At 70.8% G+C, this 18,551-nt stretch carries 18 protein-coding genes and 1 riboswitch; of the genes, 3 read left to right on the top strand and 15 right to left on the bottom strand.

Going from position 1 to position 18,551, the window contains the following annotated elements:
* Window positions 1–12: 12 nt before the first annotated feature.
* The 12 genes from E9232_RS27910 to E9232_RS27855 form a co-directional block, all read right to left on the bottom strand.
* Window positions 13–429 carry an iron-sulfur cluster assembly scaffold protein gene (locus tag E9232_RS27910; RefSeq protein WP_309799715.1) on the bottom strand — a complete coding sequence of 139 codons (417 nt, stop codon included), beginning with the start codon at window positions 427–429 and terminating at the stop codon, window positions 13–15.
* Window positions 426–2,072: an NTP transferase domain-containing protein gene (locus tag E9232_RS27905; protein WP_309799713.1), complete on the bottom strand. Its 1,647-nt coding sequence runs from the start codon at window positions 2,070–2,072 to the stop codon at window positions 426–428. The genes E9232_RS27910 and E9232_RS27905 overlap by 4 nt, the downstream gene beginning before the upstream one ends.
* Window positions 2,069–2,809 (bottom strand): XdhC family protein, encoded by a 741-nt coding sequence (locus E9232_RS27900; protein ID WP_309799711.1) that lies wholly within the window; start codon window positions 2,807–2,809, stop codon window positions 2,069–2,071. Before E9232_RS27900 ends, E9232_RS27905 begins: the two co-directional genes overlap by 4 nt.
* On the bottom strand, window positions 2,806–3,126 hold the full coding sequence (locus E9232_RS27895; RefSeq protein WP_309799709.1) for an XdhC family protein: 321 nt from the start codon (window positions 3,124–3,126) through the stop codon (window positions 2,806–2,808). The genes E9232_RS27900 and E9232_RS27895 overlap by 4 nt, the downstream gene beginning before the upstream one ends.
* Entirely contained in the window at window positions 3,123–4,382 is a 1,260-nt protein-coding gene (locus E9232_RS27890; RefSeq protein ID WP_309799708.1) for a vWA domain-containing protein, read from the bottom strand. The genes E9232_RS27895 and E9232_RS27890 overlap by 4 nt, the downstream gene beginning before the upstream one ends.
* Complete coding sequence (locus E9232_RS27885; protein ID WP_309799705.1) at window positions 4,372–4,938, bottom strand: GNAT family N-acetyltransferase; 567 nt, start codon at window positions 4,936–4,938, stop codon at window positions 4,372–4,374. Before E9232_RS27885 ends, E9232_RS27890 begins: the two co-directional genes overlap by 11 nt.
* Window positions 4,935–5,882 carry an AAA family ATPase gene (locus tag E9232_RS27880; RefSeq protein ID WP_309799704.1) on the bottom strand — a complete coding sequence of 316 codons (948 nt, stop codon included), beginning with the start codon at window positions 5,880–5,882 and terminating at the stop codon, window positions 4,935–4,937. The genes E9232_RS27885 and E9232_RS27880 overlap by 4 nt, the downstream gene beginning before the upstream one ends.
* Window positions 5,883–6,101: 219 nt before the next feature.
* A complete protein-coding gene (locus tag E9232_RS27875) occupies window positions 6,102–7,310 on the bottom strand; it encodes an adenylate/guanylate cyclase domain-containing protein (RefSeq protein WP_309799702.1) in 1,209 nt (402 codons plus the stop codon).
* Between the two features lie 142 nt (window positions 7,311–7,452).
* Window positions 7,453–8,250: an FAD binding domain-containing protein gene (locus E9232_RS27870; RefSeq protein ID WP_309799700.1), complete on the bottom strand. Its 798-nt coding sequence runs from the start codon at window positions 8,248–8,250 to the stop codon at window positions 7,453–7,455.
* 12 nt (window positions 8,251–8,262) lie between these two features.
* Window positions 8,263–10,629, bottom strand: coding sequence for a xanthine dehydrogenase family protein molybdopterin-binding subunit (locus E9232_RS27865; RefSeq protein ID WP_309799698.1), 2,367 nt, complete (start codon window positions 10,627–10,629; stop codon window positions 8,263–8,265).
* Between the two features lie 13 nt (window positions 10,630–10,642).
* Window positions 10,643–11,134 carry a (2Fe-2S)-binding protein gene (locus E9232_RS27860; protein ID WP_309799697.1) on the bottom strand — a complete coding sequence of 164 codons (492 nt, stop codon included), beginning with the start codon at window positions 11,132–11,134 and terminating at the stop codon, window positions 10,643–10,645.
* A 153-nt stretch (window positions 11,135–11,287) separates the two neighbouring features.
* The gene (locus E9232_RS27855) at window positions 11,288–12,070 is read right to left on the bottom strand and encodes an SRPBCC family protein (RefSeq protein WP_309799695.1); all 783 of its coding nucleotides are present in this window, start codon (window positions 12,068–12,070) and stop codon (window positions 11,288–11,290) included.
* Window positions 12,071–12,245: 175 nt separating this feature from the next.
* On the opposite strand from E9232_RS27855, the gene E9232_RS27850 reads away from it, so the two are divergent.
* The 3 genes from E9232_RS27850 to E9232_RS27840 are packed head-to-tail and all read left to right on the top strand — an operon-like array spanning window position 12,246 to window position 14,929.
* Complete coding sequence (locus E9232_RS27850; RefSeq protein ID WP_309799693.1) at window positions 12,246–13,694, top strand: sodium:proton antiporter; 1,449 nt, start codon at window positions 12,246–12,248, stop codon at window positions 13,692–13,694.
* A 4-nt stretch (window positions 13,695–13,698) separates the two neighbouring features.
* Window positions 13,699–14,274 carry a GrpB family protein gene (locus E9232_RS27845; RefSeq protein ID WP_309799690.1) on the top strand — a complete coding sequence of 192 codons (576 nt, stop codon included), beginning with the start codon at window positions 13,699–13,701 and terminating at the stop codon, window positions 14,272–14,274.
* Window positions 14,261–14,929: a class I SAM-dependent methyltransferase gene (locus E9232_RS27840; protein ID WP_309799688.1), complete on the top strand. Its 669-nt coding sequence runs from the start codon at window positions 14,261–14,263 to the stop codon at window positions 14,927–14,929. The genes E9232_RS27845 and E9232_RS27840 overlap by 14 nt, the downstream gene beginning before the upstream one ends.
* Here E9232_RS27840 and thiQ read toward each other — a convergent pair.
* From thiQ to thiB, 3 genes are read right to left on the bottom strand one after another with little or no spacing between them, the layout of a single operon-like run.
* Window positions 14,926–15,654 carry a thiamine ABC transporter ATP-binding protein gene (thiQ, locus tag E9232_RS27835; RefSeq protein WP_309799686.1) on the bottom strand — a complete coding sequence of 243 codons (729 nt, stop codon included), beginning with the start codon at window positions 15,652–15,654 and terminating at the stop codon, window positions 14,926–14,928. The genes E9232_RS27840 and thiQ overlap by 4 nt on opposite strands.
* Window positions 15,641–17,287 carry a thiamine/thiamine pyrophosphate ABC transporter permease gene (gene thiP, locus E9232_RS27830; protein WP_309799685.1) on the bottom strand — a complete coding sequence of 549 codons (1,647 nt, stop codon included), beginning with the start codon at window positions 17,285–17,287 and terminating at the stop codon, window positions 15,641–15,643. The genes thiQ and thiP overlap by 14 nt, the downstream gene beginning before the upstream one ends.
* Before the next feature lie 22 nt (window positions 17,288–17,309).
* Complete coding sequence (thiB, locus tag E9232_RS27825; RefSeq protein WP_309799683.1) at window positions 17,310–18,314, bottom strand: thiamine ABC transporter substrate binding subunit; 1,005 nt, start codon at window positions 18,312–18,314, stop codon at window positions 17,310–17,312.
* Between the two features lie 56 nt (window positions 18,315–18,370).
* A riboswitch (TPP riboswitch) is annotated at window positions 18,371–18,475 on the bottom strand.
* Between the last annotated feature and the right edge of the window lie 76 nt (window positions 18,476–18,551).

The following is an 18,551-nucleotide window of genomic DNA, read 5'->3' as shown; positions in this document are numbered from 1 at the left end:
GGTCGGCGGGGGTCAAGTCCCGGCGGCGTCCAGCGCCGCCGTCAGGGCGCGGAACGGCAGCTCGACGCAATCGTGCCGGCTGCGCACGGCGCGGACCGGGGTGAAGACTTCCAGCTCCGGCCAGGGCGGCGCGGCGCCTTCGCGCAGCATCGGCCGGATGCCGGCCGCGATGTCCCGCAGCGCCGCCGGCGCCTGGCCGATCGCCTTCTCGGCGATCAGCGCCGCCGCCGCCTCGCACAGCACGCAGCCGCGCACGAGATGGCCGAGCGTGGCCACGGCGCCGTCCGCCAGCGTCAGGTCGATGGTGACGCGGTCGCCGCACAGCGGGTTGTCGATCATCGCCGACCCGTCCGGCGCCGCCAGCCGTCCCGCGCCGAAAGCGGCCCGGGCGCGCTGCAGGATCGCCTGGTCGTAGAGCGCGTCCATCATGACGTCCGCACCTTCGTCGGGCTCAGGGTCGACAGTGTCTCCGGCGTGTCGACATCGAACAGCACGGTCGGGTCGCCGGCCTCGATCTCGACCACCTCGTCGCTGTGCTCGCCGATCAGGTGGCGGGCGCCGACATCGCCGGCCACCGCCGCCATCGCCGGGAAGAAGCGGCGGTCCCACAGCACCGGGTTGCCGCGCTTGCCCTGATGGGTCGGCACCACGATCGAACGGCCCTCCGTCGGCGCATAGGCGGCGATCAGCCGCTCGATCAGCCGCGGCGCGATCCGCGGCATGTCGCCGAGGCAGACCAGCGCGGCATCGATGCCCTGCGGCAGCGCCGCCAGGCCGGCGGCCAGCGAGGTGCTGAGCCCTTCGGCATAGCGCGGATTCTCGGTGAAGATGACGGCGCGGCCGGGCAGGGCGGCCTCGACCTGCCCGCGCTCATGGCCGGTGACCACGACCACCGGGCCGATGCCCCGGGCGCCCAGCGCGGCGTCGACGGCGTGGGCGACCATCGGCTTGCCCTCGACCGGGGCCAGCAGCTTGTTCAACTCGCCCATGCGGCGCGACTGGCCGGCCGCGAGCACGACGACGCCGACATGGGGGGCGTGCGGCATGGCGTTGGCCTCGGTGGCGCGGTCGCGGGGCAGGGGGCGGGTCGGGATCTCCGCCAGCAGGCCACCGACGCCCATCGCCATGACGTCGAGGCGGGTGACGTTGAGTCCGGCGGCGAGGCGCTGCAGCACCCAGTCGAAGCCGTTCAGCTTAGGGGACCGGGCGCAGCCGGGCAGGCCGAGCACCGGCATGGCGCCGATGCGGCCCATCAGCAGCAGGTTGCCGGGATCGACCGGCATGCCGAAATGCTCGACGATGCCGCCCGAGGCCTCGATCGCCGCCGGCAGCACGTCGCGCCGGTCGGTGATGGCCGAGGCGCCGATGATCAGCAGCAGGTCGAGCCCGAGATTCTGCACCATGCGGATCTCGCTGGTCAGCGCCGGGGCCTTGTGCTCGGACCGCCGCTCGCGCACCAGCGTGCCGCCCAACCGGGCCAGCCGGTCCGTGGTGATCTGGGCGGTCTTGTCCAGCACGCTGGGCTTGGTGGTCGGCAGCCGGGTCTGGATCAGCCCGACCTTGAGCGGGCGGTAGCGGGCGAGGCGCAGCGCCGGCCCGCGCTCCGGCAGCGCCGACATCACCTCGACCAGCGCCACCGCATCGGTTGGTGCTGCGAAGGGGATGATCTTGATCGTCGCCACCATCTGCTTCGGCGCCACCTCGGCCCATTCCGGCAGGGTGGCGATGGTGATCGATTCGTCGAGCCGGTTCAGCCGGTCGATCCGCTCGCGGTCGATGACGACCACGCCCGCGGCCTCGGCGAACAGGTTGACCCGGCCGGTGAAGGCGGCGCTGGCGGTCAGGCCGGGGCCCTGCAGCACCGTCGCCACCCGCTCCGCCGCCTGGTCCTCATGGATGTCGCCGCGCTCCAGCCGCGCCGCCTGGATCTCCTGCACCCCGGCGGCGCGCAAGGTCGCGGCGTCGGCCTCGCTCAGCCGCCGTCCCTTGCGGAACACCACGTCGCCGGCGGCGACGGTGTGGGCCAGGATCGCGCCGGCAGCCTCGGTGGTGGACAGGGTCCCGAAGATCACGCCGGCCTCTTCCCATGCGGTTCCTGACCATGCAGCTGCGGCCCCAGCGGCTCCGCCCCGTGCAGCACCGCCGTCATCTGCGCCATCACCGAGATCGCGATCTCGGCCGGCGAGACGGCGCCGAGCGCGAGGCCGGCCGGGCCGTGGATGCGGGCCAGCGTCTCCGGCCCATGGCCCCGTGCCGTCAGCCGCTCCAGCCGTCCGGCATGGGTCTTCCGGCTGCCCAGGGCGGCGATGTAGAAGGCCTGCGACCGCAGCGCCAGATCCAGCGCCGGGTCGTCCAGCTTCGGGTCATGGGTCAGGGTGACGACCGCGGTGCGGGCGTCGGGCTTCAATGCCGCGAGGCCGTCATCCGGCCATTCCGTGCTGACCGCCACGCCGGGGAAGCGTTCGTCCGAGGCGAAGGCCCGGCGCGGGTCGATCACGGTGACGTCGTAGCCGGCCAGCGCCGCGATCGGCGCCAGCGACTGGGCGATGTGGACGGCGCCGACGATGGCCAGCCGCAGCGGCGGCACGAAGGCCTGGACGAACAGCCGGCCGTCCGGCGTGGCGCGGCTGCGGTTGTGCCTGATCGCCTCCCGCACTGCCGCCCGCACGGCATCGTCGACGGCGAGGTCGCCGGTCACCGCGTCGCCGATCACCAGCGCCTGGGCGCCGCCGGCCAGATCGGTCACCAGCGCCGCGGCGCGATGCTCCGCCCGCGCCGCCTGCAGGGCGTCGAGGATCTCGCGCTTCACGACAGCCGCTCGACGAAGACCTGGACCTTGCCGCCGCAGGCCAGCCCGACCTCCCAGGCCTGTTCGTCGCTGACGCCGAAATCGAGCAGCCGCGGCTTGCCCTCGTCCATCACCTCCAGCGCCTCGCGCACCACGGCGCCCTCGATGCAGCCGCCCGAGACCGAGCCCTGCATCCGGCCGTCGCCATCGATCACCAGCTGGCTGCCGGCCGGGCGCGGCGAGGACCCCCAGGTGGAGACCACGGTCGCCAGCGCGACCTTGCGTCCTTCGGCGGCCCAGGTCGCGGCCTGGGCCAGCACATCGTCACGATCGCTCATCGCACCATCTCCTGCTGGGCGGCTGCCAAATGGCGCCACCTGGCCATGCGTCGGTCGCCGCGCGCCTGATCCTCGCCCAGCACATCCACCAGCGCCGCCAGGCTGGCCAGGCTGTGCACCGGGCGGAACTCGTCGACATGCGGCATCAGGGCACGCGCCCCCATAGATCTTGGCGCATAGCCGTCCCAGCGCAACAGGGGGTTCAGCCAGATCAGCCGGCGGCTGCTGCGATGCAGCCGGTCGATCTCCGCCTCCAGCCGGTCCCCCGCGTCGCGGTCGAGCCCGTCGGTGATCAGGATCACCACCGCGCCCTGGCCCAGCACGCGGCGGCCCCAGACCCGGTTGAACTCGGCGATGCAGGCGCCAATCCGGGTGCCGCCGCCCCAATCCTGCGCCGCCCGGCCGACCCGGTCGAGCGCGTCGTCGACGTCGCGGCGGCGCAGCTGGCGGGTGATGTTGGTCAGCTGGGTGCCGAACACGAAGCTGTGCACCCGGTCGCGCTCGGTGGTCACCGCATGCAGGAAATGCAGCAGCATCCGCGAATACTGGCTCATCGAGCCGGAGATGTCGCACAGCACCACCAGCGGCGGCGGCCGGGTGCGGCGGATGCGCCGGGCCAGGTCGATCGAATGGCCGCCAGCGCGCAGCGACCGCCGCAGCGTCTGGCGCATGTCCACGATGGGCGCCGAATGGTGCGGGGCATAGCGCCGGGTGGCGACGTCGCGCACCGGCAGGCGGAAGCGCGCGATCGCGGCCCGGGCGCGGGCCAGCTCGTCGGCGCTCATCTGCTCGAAATCCTTGTGCTGCAGCCGCTCCCGCTCCGAGAAGGTCAGGCTGGCGTCGATCTCGATCTCCGGCGGGTCCTTGGCGTCGTCCGGCGCCTCGCCGCGTCCGGGCTGGTTGCGGTCGGCGAAGGCTTCGGCGACCCGGCGGTTGACCGCGCGCTCCTCCTCCTTGCCGGTGCGGATCTGCGGCAGCATCAGCGTCATGGCGCGCTTCAGCATGTCCGGATTGCGCCAGAACAGGTGGAAGGCCTGATCGAAGATGTCGCGCTGGTCGCGCCGGTTCACCAGGGTGGCGTGCAGCGCCCAGTAGACGTCCTGCCGGTTGGCGATGCCGATCGTCTCCAGCGCCTCCAGCGCCGCCAGCGTGCGGCCGGGGCCCACCGGCAGGCCGGCGGCGCGCAGCGCCCGGCAGAACTGCATGACGTTGAGGGCCAGCCGGCCCTGTTCGCCGGGGGCGGGATCAGGCGGCATCGCGGCCGCCCCGGTCTTCGGCGAGCAGGGCGTAGACGTCGTCGTCGCACCATTCGCCCTTGATCCAGACGGAGCGCCGGAACTGCGCCTCGCGGCGGAAGCCCAGCCGCTCGAACAGGGCGGCGGAGGACCGGTTGCGCGGGTCGAGGCTGGCCTGCAGGCGATGCTTGCCCAGGTCCACGAACAGGTGGCGGATCAGCGCGTCCAGCGCCTCGGTGGCATAGCCATGGCCCTGGGCCGCGGCGGCAAGGGTGGCGCCGAGTTCGACCAGCCGCGCGTCATCGGCCAGGACATGGACGCCGATGTCGCCGACCAGCCCATCCGTCGCCCGGTCGGCGATGGCGACCTGGAACCATTGGCCGGGCCGGTCCCAGGCGGCCACGGCCATGTCGGCGACGAAGGCTTCGGCCTCGGCCTCGCTGCAGCCGCTCCAGCCCTGCCAGCGCGCGACCTCGGGGTCGTCGCGATAGGCCCGGAACGCCGCGGCATCCCGCGCCGCGAAGCGCCGCAGGACCAGCCGTTCGGTCTGGATCGGGGCGAAACCGCCGTCGCTCATACCGGCAGGGACACGGTGCCGGCCGCCGCCGCCGCGGTCATCTCCGCCCGCATCTCGGACAGCAGGCTCGCCGCCTCGGCGCCCTGGATCCGTTCGATGTCGTCCTGGTACTTCAGGATGGTGCCGAGCGTGTCGCGCACCACGTCGGGGTCGAGCTCCAGCACGTCCAGCTCGGTCAGCGCCTGCGCCCAGTCCAGGGTCTCGGCCACGCCCGGCTGCTTGAACAGGTCCAACCGCCGCAGCTTCTGCACGAAGGCGACGATCTGGGCGCTCAGCGCCGCCGGCGTGCCGGGCGCCTTGGCGTGCAGGATGGCGCGCTCGCGCTCGGCATTGGGGTAGTCGACCCAATGGTAGAAGCAGCGGCGCTTCAGCGCGTCATGGATCTCGCGGGTGCGATTCGAGGTGACGATGACGATCGGCGGTTCGGCCGCCTTGATGGTGCCGAGCTCCGGGATGGTCACCTGGAAGTCGGACAGCACCTCCAGCAGGAAGGCCTCGAAGGGCTCGTCGGTGCGGTCCAGCTCGTCGATCAGCAGCACCGCCGGCCCGGTGATGTCGGGCTCCAGTGCCTGCAGCAACGGCCGGCGGATCAGGAAGCGCTCGTCGAAGATGTCGCGGGCCAGCTGGTCGCGGTCCTGCGCGCCGCCGGCCTCGGCCAGGCGGATCTCCAGCATCTGGCGCTGGTAGTTCCACTCGTAGACCGCCGAGGAGATGTCGAGGCCCTCGTAGCATTGCAGCCGCACCAGTCGCCGGCCCAGCGTGGCCGACAGCACCTTGGCGATCTCGGTCTTGCCGACCCCGGCCTCGCCCTCCAGGAACAGCGGCCGCTTCAGGCGCAGGGCGAGGAACAGCGCGGTCGCCAGCGGCCGGTCGGCGACATAGTCGCCGCGGGAGAGGAGCGCGAGGGTGTCCTCGACGGAGGTGGGCAGGGCGACAGCGTTCATCAGACGAATCCCAGTTTCGGGCAGGATAGAGCGATGGGCGGCGGGGAACCAGCTTCGGCCTTGTCGCGCCGCCTCTCATTCGCCTTCACCGTCATTGCGAGGAGGCGAAGCCGACGAAGCAATCCATGGCGCCGGTGCGGGCTGCCCGATGGATGGATTGGCTGCGCTCGCAATGACGAGGGTGAGGTGGACGGGGGCGCAAAGTGATCCGGCCAGGCGCTACGCCGCATCCGGGATCTTCTCGCCGCGCAGCTCCGCGGCCGGGGTGAACAGCTCCTGCGGCCGGGGCACGCCGCGCAGCCGGCGGGTGCCGACGGAGATCAGGCGCACCGGGCACAGCTCGGCGAAGCGGGCCGAGGTCAGGATGCGCTGGCCGACCAGCTTGGTCATCTGCTCGATCCGCGCCGCCCGGTTCACCTCGGGCCCGACCACGGTGAAGTCCAGCCGGTCCGGCGCGCCGATATTGCCGAAGATGACCTCGCCGAAATGCAGGGCGATGCCGGCGCGGATCTCGTCCAGCCCCTCGGCCCGGCGCCGCACATTCATGGCGTCGAGGCCGGCGAAGGCGTCGAGCGCGCCGATCAGCGCCCGGGCGCAGGCCTCGGCCGTGTCCTCGCCGTCGCCGATGCGGAAGATCGCCAGGATGCCGTCGCCCATGAACTTCAGCACCTCGCCGCCCGCGGTCTGGATCGCGCCGACGATGATGGTGAAGTACTCGTTCATCAGCTGCAGCAGCGCGTCGCGCGGCGTCGCCTCGGCCCGGGCGGTGAAGCCGCGCATGTCGCAGAACAGGATCACCGCCTCCAGCGATTGGGCGCCGCCGCGGACGATCTCGCCATCCAGGATCCGGCGCGCGGCCTCGTGCCCGACATAGGTGTCGAGCAGGTGTTCGGTCTTCTGGCGGTCGACCATGATCTCGCAGACCGCGCTCAGCGCCGGCAGGATCCGCTCGACGAAGGCGATCTGGGCGTCGTCGAAGCCGGCCGGCTGGTCGGAGACCATGCCGAAGCCCGAGGTCCTGCGGCCGGTGCCGAACACCATCGGCAGCAGCACGTAATCCACGGCACCTTCGTCACGCAGCTCCTCCAGCACCGGGAAGTCGACCAGCGCTCCAGGGCCAGTCAGGCGGCGTCGTACCATGCCGGCGGTCTGGTGCATCACCGCGATCGGGCTGCTGCGGTATCCCGGCCCTTCGGCTAGTTCGCGATCGAACCGGATCTCGCGCACCGCCGCCGCTTTCGGCCGCCACTCATAGGTGGCGGCGCCGATCAGCGGATGGAACTGCGGCAGGTGGAAGGTCAGCCGCCACAGCGGCAGCCCGGCCCGGACCAGGCGCCCGGCCAGCTCCTGCAGCATGGGAGCCGGCGAGGGCAGGGTGCGGGCCGGCCCGAGCAGCCAGTCGATGATCTCGGCGGGATCGGACATCATTCCAGAATGGGGTTTCGTTGCGGTTTCGGGAAGAGGATGGGGGCGATTCCCGCGTGCCGCCACCCGGACCATGCGGCCGAAACCCGGTCGTGGAAACGGCCCGCGCGGTCTCCCGCAGCGGGCCGTCTCCTTGAGGACTGTGTCAGCCGGCGGCTTGCACCGCGCGCTTGGCCATGACCTTGACCAGATGCGCCCGGTATTCGGCCGAGGCATGGATGTCGCCGTTCATGTCATCAGGCGACACCGACAGCCCGTCCAGCGCCGCCGGCGCGAAATTGCCGGCCAGGGCCTGCTCGGCCTCGGCCCAGCGGAAGACGCCGTCGGATCCGGCGCCGGTCACCGCGACGCGGATGCCGCCGGCGGTCTTGGCGACGAACACCCCGACCATGGCGTAGCGGCTGGCGGGGTTGTCGAACTTGATGTAGGCGGCCTTCTCCGGCTTCGGGAAGTGGATCGCGGTGATCAGCTCGTCCTCGGCCAGGTCGGTGGTGAACAGGCCCTGGAAGTAGCCGTCCGCCGCGATCTCGCGCTTGGTGGTGCGGATGGTGGCGCCCAGCGCCAGCACCGCCGAGGGGTAGTCGGCGCTGGGGTCGTTGTTGGCGACCGACCCGCCGATGGTGCCGCGGTTGCGCACCTGGGCGTCGCCGATGTCTCCGGCCAGGACGGCGAGGGCGGGGATCACCCGCTGCGCCACTTCGGAGTTCGCGACCGTGGCATGGGTGGTCATGGCGCCGATGGTCAGGCCGCCATTCTCCTCCTTGATCCCCTTCAGCTCCGCCGCACCGCCGAGGTCGACCACGTCCGAGGGCGAGGCCAGGCGCTGCTTCAGGGTCGGGATCAGGGTCATGCCGCCGGCCAGGAACTTGCCGTCGGATGCGGCGCCCAGCTTGGCCACCGCATCGGCCGCGGAGGACGCCTTGTGATAGTTGAACGCATACATGGCTTTCTCTCCTTACTCGGCCGCCAGGGCGGGGGCGCTGTGGATCGCCCGCCACACCCGTTCCGGCGTCGCCGGCATGTTCATGTCGCGGCCGATGGCATCGGTGATCGCGTTCATCAGCGCCGGCGGCGCCGCGATCGCCCCGGCCTCGCCGCAGCCCTTCACCCCGAGCGGGTTGGAGGGGTTGACGGTCTCGATCATGCCGACATTGAAGCTCGGCAGGTCGTCGGCCCGCGGCATGCAGTAATCCATGAAGGATCCGGTCAAGAGCTGCCCGGTCTCCAGGTCGTAGGCGCAGTTCTCCATCATCGCCTGGCCCAGGCCCTGGGCGAGGCCGCCATGGACCTGGCCTTCGACGATCATCGGGTTGATCACCCGCCCGAAATCGTCGACCGCCGAGTAGTTGGCGATGGTGACGATGCCGGTGTCGGGGTCGACCTCGACCTCGCAGATCTGGGTGCCGGCCGGGAAGGTGAAGTTGATCGGGTCGTAGAAGGCGCTTTCCTCCAGCCCCGGTTCCACCCCCGCGGGATAGTTGTGCGGGACATAGGCGGCGAAGGCGACCTCCTGGATCGTCTTGGCCCGGTCGGTGCCGGCGACGGTGAACTTGCCGTCCTTGAACTCGATGTCGGCCTCGGCCGCCTCGAGCTGGTGGGCCGCGATCTTCTTGCCCTTGGCGATGATCTTCTCCGCCGCCTTGACGATGGCGGAGCCGCCGACGGCGAGCGAGCGCGAACCGTAGGTGCCCATGCCGAACGGCGTCTTGTCGGTGTCGCCATGCACGACCTCGACCTGGTCGGCCGGCACGCCGAGATAGCTCGACATCAGCTGGGCGAAGGTCGTCTCGTGACCCTGGCCGTGGCTGTGGCTGCCGGTGTGGACCGTGACGTTGCCGGTCGGGTTGAAGCGGATCTTGGCCGATTCCCACAGGCCGACGCCGGCGCCGAGCGACCCGACCGCGGCCGAGGGCGCGATGCCGCAGGCCTCGATGTAGCTGGAGAAGCCGATGCCGCGCAGCTTGCCGCGGCCGGCGCTCTCGGCCTTGCGGGCCGGGAAGCCGTCATAATCGGCCAGCTTCAGCGCCGCCGTCATCGCCTGGGGATAGTCGCCGCAATCATAGGTCATGATCACGGGCGTCTGGTACGGGTACTGGGTCGGCTGCACGAAGTTGCGGCGGCGGATCTCCGCCGGGTCCAGCTTCATCTCGCGCGCCGCCAGCTCGACGATGTGCTCGATGACGTAGGTCGCCTCCGGCCGCCCGGCGCCACGATAGGCGTCGACCGGTGCGGTGTTGGTGTAGACGCCGTCGACCTCGGCATAGATCGCCGGGATCGCGTATTGGCCCGACAGCAGCGGCGCGTAGAGATAGGTCGGCACGCAGCTGGCGAAGGTGGAGAGATAGGCGCCGAGATTGGCCGTGGTGTGGACGCGCAGGGCCAGGAACTTGCCGTCCTGGTCCATCGCCAGCTCGGCATGGGTGACATGGTCGCGGCCATGCGCATCGGCCAGGAAGCTCTCGCTGCGCTCACCGGTCCACTTCACCGGCCGGCCGACCTTCTTGGCCGCCCAGACGCAGACCGTCTCCTCGGCATAGATGAAGATCTTCGATCCGAAGCCGCCGCCGACATCGGGCGCGATCACCCGCAGCTTGTGCTCCGGCGCGATGCCGATGAAGGCGGACAGCACCAGCCGCGCCACATGCGGGTTCTGGCTGGTGGTGTGCAGGGTGAAGCTGTCCGAGCCGCGGTCGTATTCGCCGATCGCCGCGCGCGGTTCCATCGCGTTCGGGATCAGCCGGTTGTTCTCCAGGTCCAGCTTGGTGACGTGGGAGGCGCGGGCGAAGGCGGCCTCGACATCGGCCTTGTTGCCCAGCTCCCACTCATAGACCGTGTTGGCGGGGATATCGTCATGCACCAGCGCGGCGCCGGCCTTGCGGGCCGAATTGGTGGCGACGACGGCCGGCAGCTCCTCGTAGTCGACCTCGATCTTCTCGGCCGCGTCCTTGGCCTGGTCCTTGGTCTCGGCGATCACCACCGCGACATGGTCGCCGACATAGCGAACCTTGCCCTGGGCCAGCGCCGGGTGCGGCCCGGCCTTCATCGGCTCGCCGTTCTTCGACTTGACCATCCAGCCGCAGATCAGGCCGCCGATCTTGTCCTTGGCCAGGTCGTCGCCGGTGAAGATCGCGACCACGCCAGGCGCAGCCGCGGCCGCGCTGGTGTCGATGCTGCGAATCCGGGCATGCGCCACCGGCGAGCGCAGGAAATAGGCGAAGGCCTGGCCGGGACGGTTGATGTCGTCGGTGTAGTGACCGTTGCCGGTCAGGAAGCGGAAATCCTCCTTGCGGCGCAGCGGGGCGCCGATGCCGTCATGTGCCATGGTGCCGCCCCCCTCATTCTGCTGCGATGCGCTGGCCGCCGGATTTGGCGGCGCAGTCGAGGACGGCCTTGACGATGTTGTGATAGCCGGTGCAGCGGCAGATGTTGCCTTCCAGCCACTCGCGGACCTCGTGCTCGGTCGGCTTGGGGTTGTTCTGCAGCAGGTCGACCGCGCTCATCACCATGCCGGGCGTGCAGAAGCCGCATTGCAGGGCGTGATTCTCGCGGAAGGCCTCCTGCATCGGGTGCAGGGTGCCGTCATCGGCGGCCAAGCCCTCGATCGTGGTGACCGAACTGCCCTCGGCCTGGACGGCCAGCATGGTGCAGGACTTGACCGACCGGCCGTCGACATGGACGACGCAGGCGCCACACTGGCTGGTGTCGCAGCCGACATGCGTTCCGGTCAGAAGCAGTTGTTCGCGCAGAAGCTGGACGAGCAGTGTGCGCGGTTCAACCTGCCGCGTCACCGACCTCCCGTTCACCGTCAGGGTCACGGTGGTGGTCATCAATTCCTCCCAAGCTGGCATCCATCCGGCTGATCGACCCCGGCCACGGCTGTTGTTCGTGCCGCTTGCAGGCGATCGATCAGGCCACCCGGGGGGAAGGCTAGGTTTCGTCCGACCTTCGGTCAAGCCGGCCGAAGGTCGGTCGCGACGATGTCACAGATAAAGATACAGCAGCAGCAGGACGATCACGATCAGGGCGGAGATCCAGATCGCCGGGCTCAGGCCTCCGCGGCGGTCCTCGGCGACCGGTGCCGCGGCCGGCAAAGGCCGCGGCACGGCGGTTTGCGGAGCCGGCTCGGGCACCGGTCGCGGCGCCGGGATCGGCTGGGCGGAGGCCGCGGCCGGTGCCTCGGCCGGGCTGGGCGGGTTCACCACGGCCTCGGCCGGGACCGGCGGCGGGACATCGGCGATCGCCGCCGCCGCTTCCGGCAGAATCGGTGCGGCGCTGATCGGCTCGACCGCGACCGCTGCCGCGGCGGCCGGAACCGCACGGGCGCGCTGCTCCATCAGGGCTGCGAAGCGGGCGAAGAAGTCGTCGGCCATCTTCTTGGCGGTGCCGTCGATCAGCCGGGCGCCGAGCTGCGCCAGCTTGCCGCCGATATTGGCCTTCACCGCATATTGCAGCAGGGTGCCGTCGCCATCCTCGACCAGCTTGACGTCGGCGCCACCCTTGGCGAATCCGGCGGCGCCGCCCTTGCCCTCGCCGGAGATGGTGTAGCTCTCGGGCGGGTTCAGGTTGGACAGGGTGACCTGGCCGCCGAAGCTGGCCTTGACCGGCCCGACCTTGGCGGTGACGGTCGCCGTCATCTCGGTCGGCGACGTCTTTTCCAGGGTGTCGCAGCCGGGAATCGACTGGCGCAGCACCTCCGGGTCGTTGAGGCCGTCCCAGACCACCGACCGCGGCGCCGCGATCCGATGCTCGCCTGTCATCTCCATGGTCCGGCTCCCTTGTCCTGCGCGGATTGGCTCGATTCTCTCGAAGCTAGTGCGGGCCGTGCGTCGCGACAACCCTACCTTCGGTCGGATGGATCCGACAGGCCGGAAAAGGTTGGCCGCCCGGTTTCGCGCCGCCATACTCCCGCCGCCCGAAACCGGACCGAGAAGGATCTTCATGCCGGTGCTCCGACATGCCCGCCGCTCCCTCGCCTTGACCGCGGCCGGGCTCGTCGCCTCCGGGGCCAGCTTTCCGGCCCGGGCCGCGGCGGAGGGTGCCCCGCATCTCGACGGCGCGACGCTCGGCCTGGCCTGGCTGATTCCCTTCGTCGGCATCCTGCTGTCGATCGCGCTGCTTCCGCTGGTCCGGCCGCAGTTCTGGCACCATCACTTCGGCAAGGTCGCGGCCTTCTGGGGCCTGGCCTTCCTGCTGCCCTTCGCCGCCTTCCGCGGCCTCGACCTCGCGCTGTACGAGGTGCTGGCCGTGGCGCTGACCGAGTATTTGCCCTTCATCATCCTGCTGGCGGCGCTGTTCGTCGTCGCCGGCGGCGTCCGTCTCAAGGGCACGCTGGTCGGCACGCCCGCCGTCAATCTCGGCATCCTGCTGACCGGCACCATCATCGCCAGCTGGATGGGCACCACCGGCGCCTGCATGCTGCTGATCCGGCCGCTGCTGCGCGCCAATGAGAACCGGCGCTTCCGGGTCCACACCGTGGTGTTCTTCATCTTCCTGGCCGGCAACATCGGCGGCGCCCTGTCGCCGCTGGGCGACCCGCCGCTGTTCCTCGGCTTCCTGCAGGGCGTGTCCTTCTTCTGGCCGACGCAGCACCTGTTCCTGCCGATGCTGTTCTGCTCCGCGGTGCTGCTGGCGCTGTACTTCGCGATCGACACCGTGCTGTTTCGGCGCGAGCACCGGTTGCGCGAGGTGCCGCCGGAGGCGCGGGTGCCGTTCGGCCTGGAGGGCGGCATCAACCTGCTGCTGCTGGCCGGCGTGATCGCCGCGGTGCTGATGAGCGGGGTCTGGCGTCCGGGCGTCGAACTGGCCGTCTATCATGTGCCGGTGGCGCTGGAGAATCTGGTGCGCGACCTGCTGCTTCTGGCCATCATCGGCCTGTCCTGGGGGCTGACCAGCCGGGACAGCCGCAGGCTGAACGACTTCAACTGGTTCCCGATCGTCGAGGTCGGCAAGCTGTTCGCCGCGATCTTCCTCACCATCGTGCCGGCGATCGCCATCCTGCGCGCCGGCCGCGACGGGGCGCTGGCCGGGCTGGTCGACCTGGTCGGCGGCGCCGGCGCGCCCAACAACCTGGCCTATTTCTGGCTGACCGGCGGGCTGTCGAGCTTTCTCGACAACGCACCGACCTACCTCGTCTTCTTCAACATGGCCGGCGCCGACCCGCAGCACCTGATGGGCGAATGGGCGGTGACGCTCGGCGCCATCTCGGCCGGCGCGGTGTTCATGGGCGCCAACACCTATATCGGCAACGCCCCGAACTTCATGGTGCGGTCGATCGCGCAGGAGCGCGGCGTCGCCATGCCCAGCTTCTTCGGCTACATGGCCTGGTCCTGCGGCATCCTGCTGCCGCTGTTCGCGCTGGTGTCGCTGATCTTCTACGCCGGGGCGTGACGGCATGGGTGGTGACAGGATTCCTCGGCCCCGGTCCATCGAAGTCGTCGACTACGACCCGTCCTGGCCGGCTGCGTTCGAGGCGATCCGGGCCGGGTTGGAGGGCCTGCTCGCGGGGCTGGTGCTGGAGATCCACCACATCGGCAGCACCGCCGTGCCCGGCCTCTGCGCCAAGCCAAAGATCGATGTTGACATCGTGCTGCACTCAGCCGCGGCGGTCCCCGAGGCGATCGAGCGGATGCAGGCGACGGGCGACTACCTCTATCACGGGAATAGGTACCAGGACGGCATGTGGGCCTTCACCACCGGCCGAGGCTCGCGCGGGCAGCGGCTCTATCTGTGCGCCCCGGACACGCAGACGCATCTGCACCGGCTGCTGTTCCGCGACCATCTCCGCCGCCATCCCGAGGCGGCCGCGGCCTATGCCGCGCTGAAGCGGAAGCTGGCGACCGAGACCTGGGATGACTGGGATCACTACACCGGCGGCAAAGGCCCCTTCGTCGCCGAGATCGTGCGGCGGGCGACGCTGGAAAGGGGCGATCTGGGCCCGATGACCAGGGGTTCCGATGTACGACTATGACGCACAGTACCGCCGCCTGCGCGACGCGGGATCCCCGGGATGGGCGGGCGATCAGTATCAGCGGGGGCAGGCCCGGCTGACGGAAGCGCTCGACCGGCTGGAGCGCGAGGGCGCATTCCCGCTGCTGCCGGCCCGCATGCTCGAGCTCGGCTGCGGCAACGGCAGCTCGTCCTTCCTGATGGCGCGGAAGGGATACGAGGCCCATGGCGTCGACATTTCGGAAACCGCGATCGCGTGGGCCCGGGAGCGGTTTGCCGCCGCCGGCCTTTCCGCTGTGCTGCGCCAGGGCAGCGTCTGCGCGATGCCGTTCTTCGGCGACGGCCGTTTCGACATCGTGATCGACGGAAGCTGCCTGCACTGCCTGATCGGCGACGACCGGGCCTGGTGCCTGGCGGAGGTCCGGCGTATCCTGCGGCGCGATGGCGTGTTCGTCGTCAGCAGCATGTGCGGGCTGCCCAAATCCGACGACGCCCAGGCCCGGTTCGACCCGCGGACCGGCTGCCTGATCGACAATGGTGAGCCCTATCGGACCCTGAAGCCGCTGGCGGAGATCGAACTCGAGCTGTCGGCTGCGGGCTTCGCGGTGAAAGACCGCTCGGTTGCCGTCAACCCGTGGTGGGACCACGCCACGCTGGTCTGCGGCCGACGCGGTTAGGCCGCAGGCCCGGCATAGCCGAGGTAGTCCGCGATCTCCGGCAGCGGCGGATGGATCAGCAGCTCCGTCGCCGTGCCGGTGGCGGCGATGCGGCCATCCGCGACGAAGGCGGCCTGGGCCGCGATGCCGGGCAGGGCGTCGAGCTGGTGGCTGACCATCAGCACCGTCAGCCCGCGCTCCTGCCTCAGGCGGTCGACCAGCCCGACCATCTCGCGCCGCTGCGCCGGGCCGAGTGCCGCGAAGGGTTCGTCCAGCAGCAGGATCGGGCGGTCGCGCACCAGGCTGCGGGCCAGGGCGACGCGCTGGCGCTCGCCGCCGGACAGCTGCGCCGGCCGGCGCGCCTCCAGCCCGGCCAGGCCGACATGGGCCAGCGCCTCCGCCACCTGTGCTCTCTCGGCCGGGTTCAGGCGACCCGGATGCAGGCCGAGGGCGACGTTCTGCGCCGCGGTCAGATGCGGGAACAGGTTGTGGTCCTGGAACAGCGTCGTCACCGGCCGGGCGGCTGGGGCGGTGCCGAGCACGTCACGGCCGAGCAGGCTCAAACGTCCGGACACCGGCGCCTCGAAGCCGGCGATCAGGTTCAAGAGCGTGCTTTTGCCGGCGCCGCTGGGCCCGAACAGGATGATGAAGGCGCCCGCCGCCACCGCCAGGCTGAACCGCATCTCCATCGTCTCGTAGCGATAGACCAGGTCGTCGATGTCGATCGCCCGCTCAACCCCGTTCACGGCCACCGAGACTCCTTTCGATCAGGGCGAACAGCAGCAGCCCGAACAGCACCAGCAGCAGCACCACGGTCGACGCCTCCTGCAGCCGGTAGGCGCCGAGCAGCTGTGCCACCAGCACCGGCAGGGTCTCGTTGCCGTCGCTGCCGAACAGCGCGGCGACACCGAGGTCGCCGAAGGCCAGGCCGGTGGCCAGCGCCAGGGCGAAGCCCGCCGGCCGGCGCAGCAGCGGCCATTCCACCAGCCGCAGCCGGGCCCAGCCGGACAGGCCCAGGCTGTCGGCCAGCCGGCCATGGCGGTGCTGCGCCAGCTCGGCGGCGCCGACCAGCAGCCGCAGCACGAAGGGCAGGGCCATCAGCGCGTTGACCAGGGCGACGATGACCAGCGCCCAGCGCCGCAGGTCGGTGGTGCCGAGCAGGGTGACGAACAGCCCGGCGCCGATCGCCAGCGGCGGCACCACCAGCACCACGGTGCCGCTGAGTTCGAACAGTCGCGCCAGCCTTCGGCGCCGCCCTTGTCCAACCCCCGGGCCGATGCGCAGCGCCGCGATGCTGTGGGCCAGGGCCCAGCCGAGCGCCAGGGCGATGAGGCCGGCGCCGAGCGCCACGGCCAGGCTGCGGCCGGCGGCGCGCCACAGCATGGCGCTGGCCAGGATCGGCTTGCCGAGGCCGCCCAGCCCCTCGACCAGGATGGCCAGCAGCGGCATCACCACGAAGCCGGCGGCCAGCGCCAGCGCGGTGGTGTCGATCGCCCTGGCCGTCCGGGTGCCGCCATCGGTGCGCAGCACCGGCCGGCCGATGCCGCCCTCGTCGGCGACCCGCCCGGTCAACCGCATCGCCGCCAGCACCATCAGGGCGCACAGCGCGACCTGCAGCAGCGACAGGGCGACGGCGCGGCCGGGGTCGAAGTCGAAGCGCAGCGCCTGGTAGATGGCGATCTCGATGGTCGCCGAGGCCGGGCCGCTGCCCAGCGTCAGCACCACGGCGAAGCTGGTGAAGCACAGCAGGAAGATCAGGGCGGCGAGGCCGGGCAGCTGGCGCCGCAGCACCGGCCATTCGACCAGCCGGAACAGGTCGCTGCCGCGCAGGCCCAGCATGGCGGCCAGGCGCCAGCTTTCGGCCGGGATGGTGGCCCAGGCGGCCAGCAGCACGCGCACGGCGAAGGGCATGTTGAAGAACACATGGGCCATCAGGATGCCGGTCAGCCCGTAGATGTTCGGCCGCAGCGGCCAGCCCAGTGCCGCCGTCAGCTCGGCCAGCAGGCCGGAGCGGCCGAACAGGGTCAGGATGCCGAAGGCGCCGGCCACCGCCGGCACCACCATCGGCAGGCCGAACAGGCGCAGCAGCAGCGTCCGGCCCGGGAAGCGGCGGCGCGACAGGGCGCGGGCGACCGGGATCGCCACCGCGATGCTGATCAGGGTGGACAGCCCGGCCTGCAGCACGGTGAAGCGCAGCACCGACCATAGATAGGGGTCGGTCCAGGCCGCCAGCAGGTCGAGATCGGTCGCGGCCCGGACCAGCCCGGTGGTCGCCGCGCCGATCACCGCCAGGATGGCAAGGAGGGCGATCAGGCCGGGGAGGGAGGGGATGGGGCGGCGAGGGCGGCCGGATGTTGGGTTCGCGATCCGCGAACCCAACCCATGCGCACTCGAATTCAACTTACTTGCTCATCGCCTGCAGCCATTCGGTGATCCAGCCGGCGCGCTTGGCCGCGACCTCCTCGGACGGGTACAGCAGGGCCTTGGGCGGGGTCGGCAGCGCCTTGTAGGCGTCGGGCAGGCCGGCCGCGGTCTTCACCGCCGGGTACATCCACTGCGTCGTCGGCAGCGTGTCCTGGAAGGCGGCGGTCAGCATGAAGGCCAGGAACCGGTCGGCCAGCTCGGGGTGCTTGGCCGAGGCCAGCTTGCCCGCGACCTCGACCTGCAGGTAGTTGCCCTCCTCGAACACCGCGGCGCCGACATTGTCGTCGTGCTCCTCCATCACATGGTAGGGCGGCGAGGTCAGATAGCTCAGCGTCATCGGCACCTCGCCCTTGCGGAACAGGCCGTAGCTCTCGCTCCAGCCCGGGGTGACGGTGAGGATGCGCGGCTTCAGCTTGGCCCAGGCTTCCGGCGCCTTGTCACCGTAGACCTGCTTCACCCACAGCAGCAGGCCGAGGCCCGGCGTGCTGGTGCGCGGGTCCTGGATGGTCAGCTCCAGGTCGCTGTTCTCCACCAGGTCGCGCAGGCTCTTCGGCGGGTTCGGCACCTTGGTCTTGTCGTAGACGAAGGCGAAGTAGCTCCAGTCATAGGGCACGAAGATCGGGTCGGCCCAGGCGATCGGCAGCGAGAGGTTGTCCAGCTTGCCGGCATGCGGCGCGAACAGCCCGGTCGCCGCGGCCTCGGCGGTCAGGTTGGTGTCGAGGCCCAGCACCACATCCGCCTGGCTGGCCTTGCCCTCCAGCTTCAGCCGCGATAGCAGGGCGACGCCGTCCTCGACCGAGGTGAACTCGACGGTGCAGCCGCATTCGGCCTCGAACGCCTTCTTGATCTGCGGGCCCGGCCCCCATTCGGCGGTGAAGGATTCATAGGTGTAGACCTTCAGCACCGGGGTCTCGGCCGAGGCGGGCAGGGCCGGGGCGAGGGCGATCGCCGTCAGCAGGGTGGCGGCAAGCAGGCGCAACATGGTTCCTCCACGCGGGGGCCGCTGCCGGGGTGGAGAAATGAACCGTGTCGATGCCTGAGGCAGCGTCTCGTTCTCCCTCCGCCGGCATGACCCGGATCAGGTTCGTCGGGTTGGCGCTGGCGCGCCTCTCAGCCCCCGATCGGGCGCCCCGGCAAGACGCGCGCATCATCGGGGTGCGCCTCGCGTGTGTCAACGAGGTGACAGGCGCGGAAAGTGCGATCGACGAGCTTGTCGCGA

The organism is Inquilinus ginsengisoli (genome assembly GCF_031453975.1).
Classification (GTDB): Bacteria; Pseudomonadota; Alphaproteobacteria; order DSM-16000; family Inquilinaceae; genus Inquilinus; species Inquilinus ginsengisoli_A.
The sequence above is the reverse complement of the archived record's forward strand: the minus strand, read 5'-3'. Positions and strand labels throughout refer to the sequence as shown.

Bases quoted from the DNA above. Each gene is read 5' to 3' on its own strand.
- E9232_RS27910 (WP_309799715.1), bottom strand. From the start codon at position 429: ATGATGGACGCGCTCTACGACCAGGCGATCCTGCAGCGCGCCCGGGCC.
- E9232_RS27895 (WP_309799709.1), bottom strand. From the start codon at position 3,126: ATGAGCGATCGTGACGATGTGCTGGCCCAGGCCGCGACCTGGGCCGCC.
- E9232_RS27890 (WP_309799708.1), bottom strand. From the start codon at position 4,382: ATGCCGCCTGATCCCGCCCCCGGCGAACAGGGCCGGCTGGCCCTCAAC.
- E9232_RS27885 (WP_309799705.1), bottom strand. From the start codon at position 4,938: ATGAGCGACGGCGGTTTCGCCCCGATCCAGACCGAACGGCTGGTCCTG.
- E9232_RS27880 (WP_309799704.1), bottom strand. From the start codon at position 5,882: ATGAACGCTGTCGCCCTGCCCACCTCCGTCGAGGACACCCTCGCGCTC.
- E9232_RS27875 (WP_309799702.1), bottom strand. From the start codon at position 7,310: ATGATGTCCGATCCCGCCGAGATCATCGACTGGCTGCTCGGGCCGGCC.
- E9232_RS27870 (WP_309799700.1), bottom strand. From the start codon at position 8,250: ATGTATGCGTTCAACTATCACAAGGCGTCCTCCGCGGCCGATGCGGTG.
- E9232_RS27865 (WP_309799698.1), bottom strand. From the start codon at position 10,629: ATGGCACATGACGGCATCGGCGCCCCGCTGCGCCGCAAGGAGGATTTC.
- E9232_RS27860 (WP_309799697.1), bottom strand. From the start codon at position 11,134: ATGACCACCACCGTGACCCTGACGGTGAACGGGAGGTCGGTGACGCGG.
- E9232_RS27855 (WP_309799695.1), bottom strand. From the start codon at position 12,070: ATGGAGATGACAGGCGAGCATCGGATCGCGGCGCCGCGGTCGGTGGTC.
- E9232_RS27850 (WP_309799693.1), top strand. From the start codon at position 12,246: ATGCCGGTGCTCCGACATGCCCGCCGCTCCCTCGCCTTGACCGCGGCC.
- E9232_RS27845 (WP_309799690.1), top strand. From the start codon at position 13,699: ATGGGTGGTGACAGGATTCCTCGGCCCCGGTCCATCGAAGTCGTCGAC.
- E9232_RS27840 (WP_309799688.1), top strand. From the start codon at position 14,261: ATGTACGACTATGACGCACAGTACCGCCGCCTGCGCGACGCGGGATCC.
- thiB (WP_309799683.1), bottom strand. From the start codon at position 18,314: ATGTTGCGCCTGCTTGCCGCCACCCTGCTGACGGCGATCGCCCTCGCC.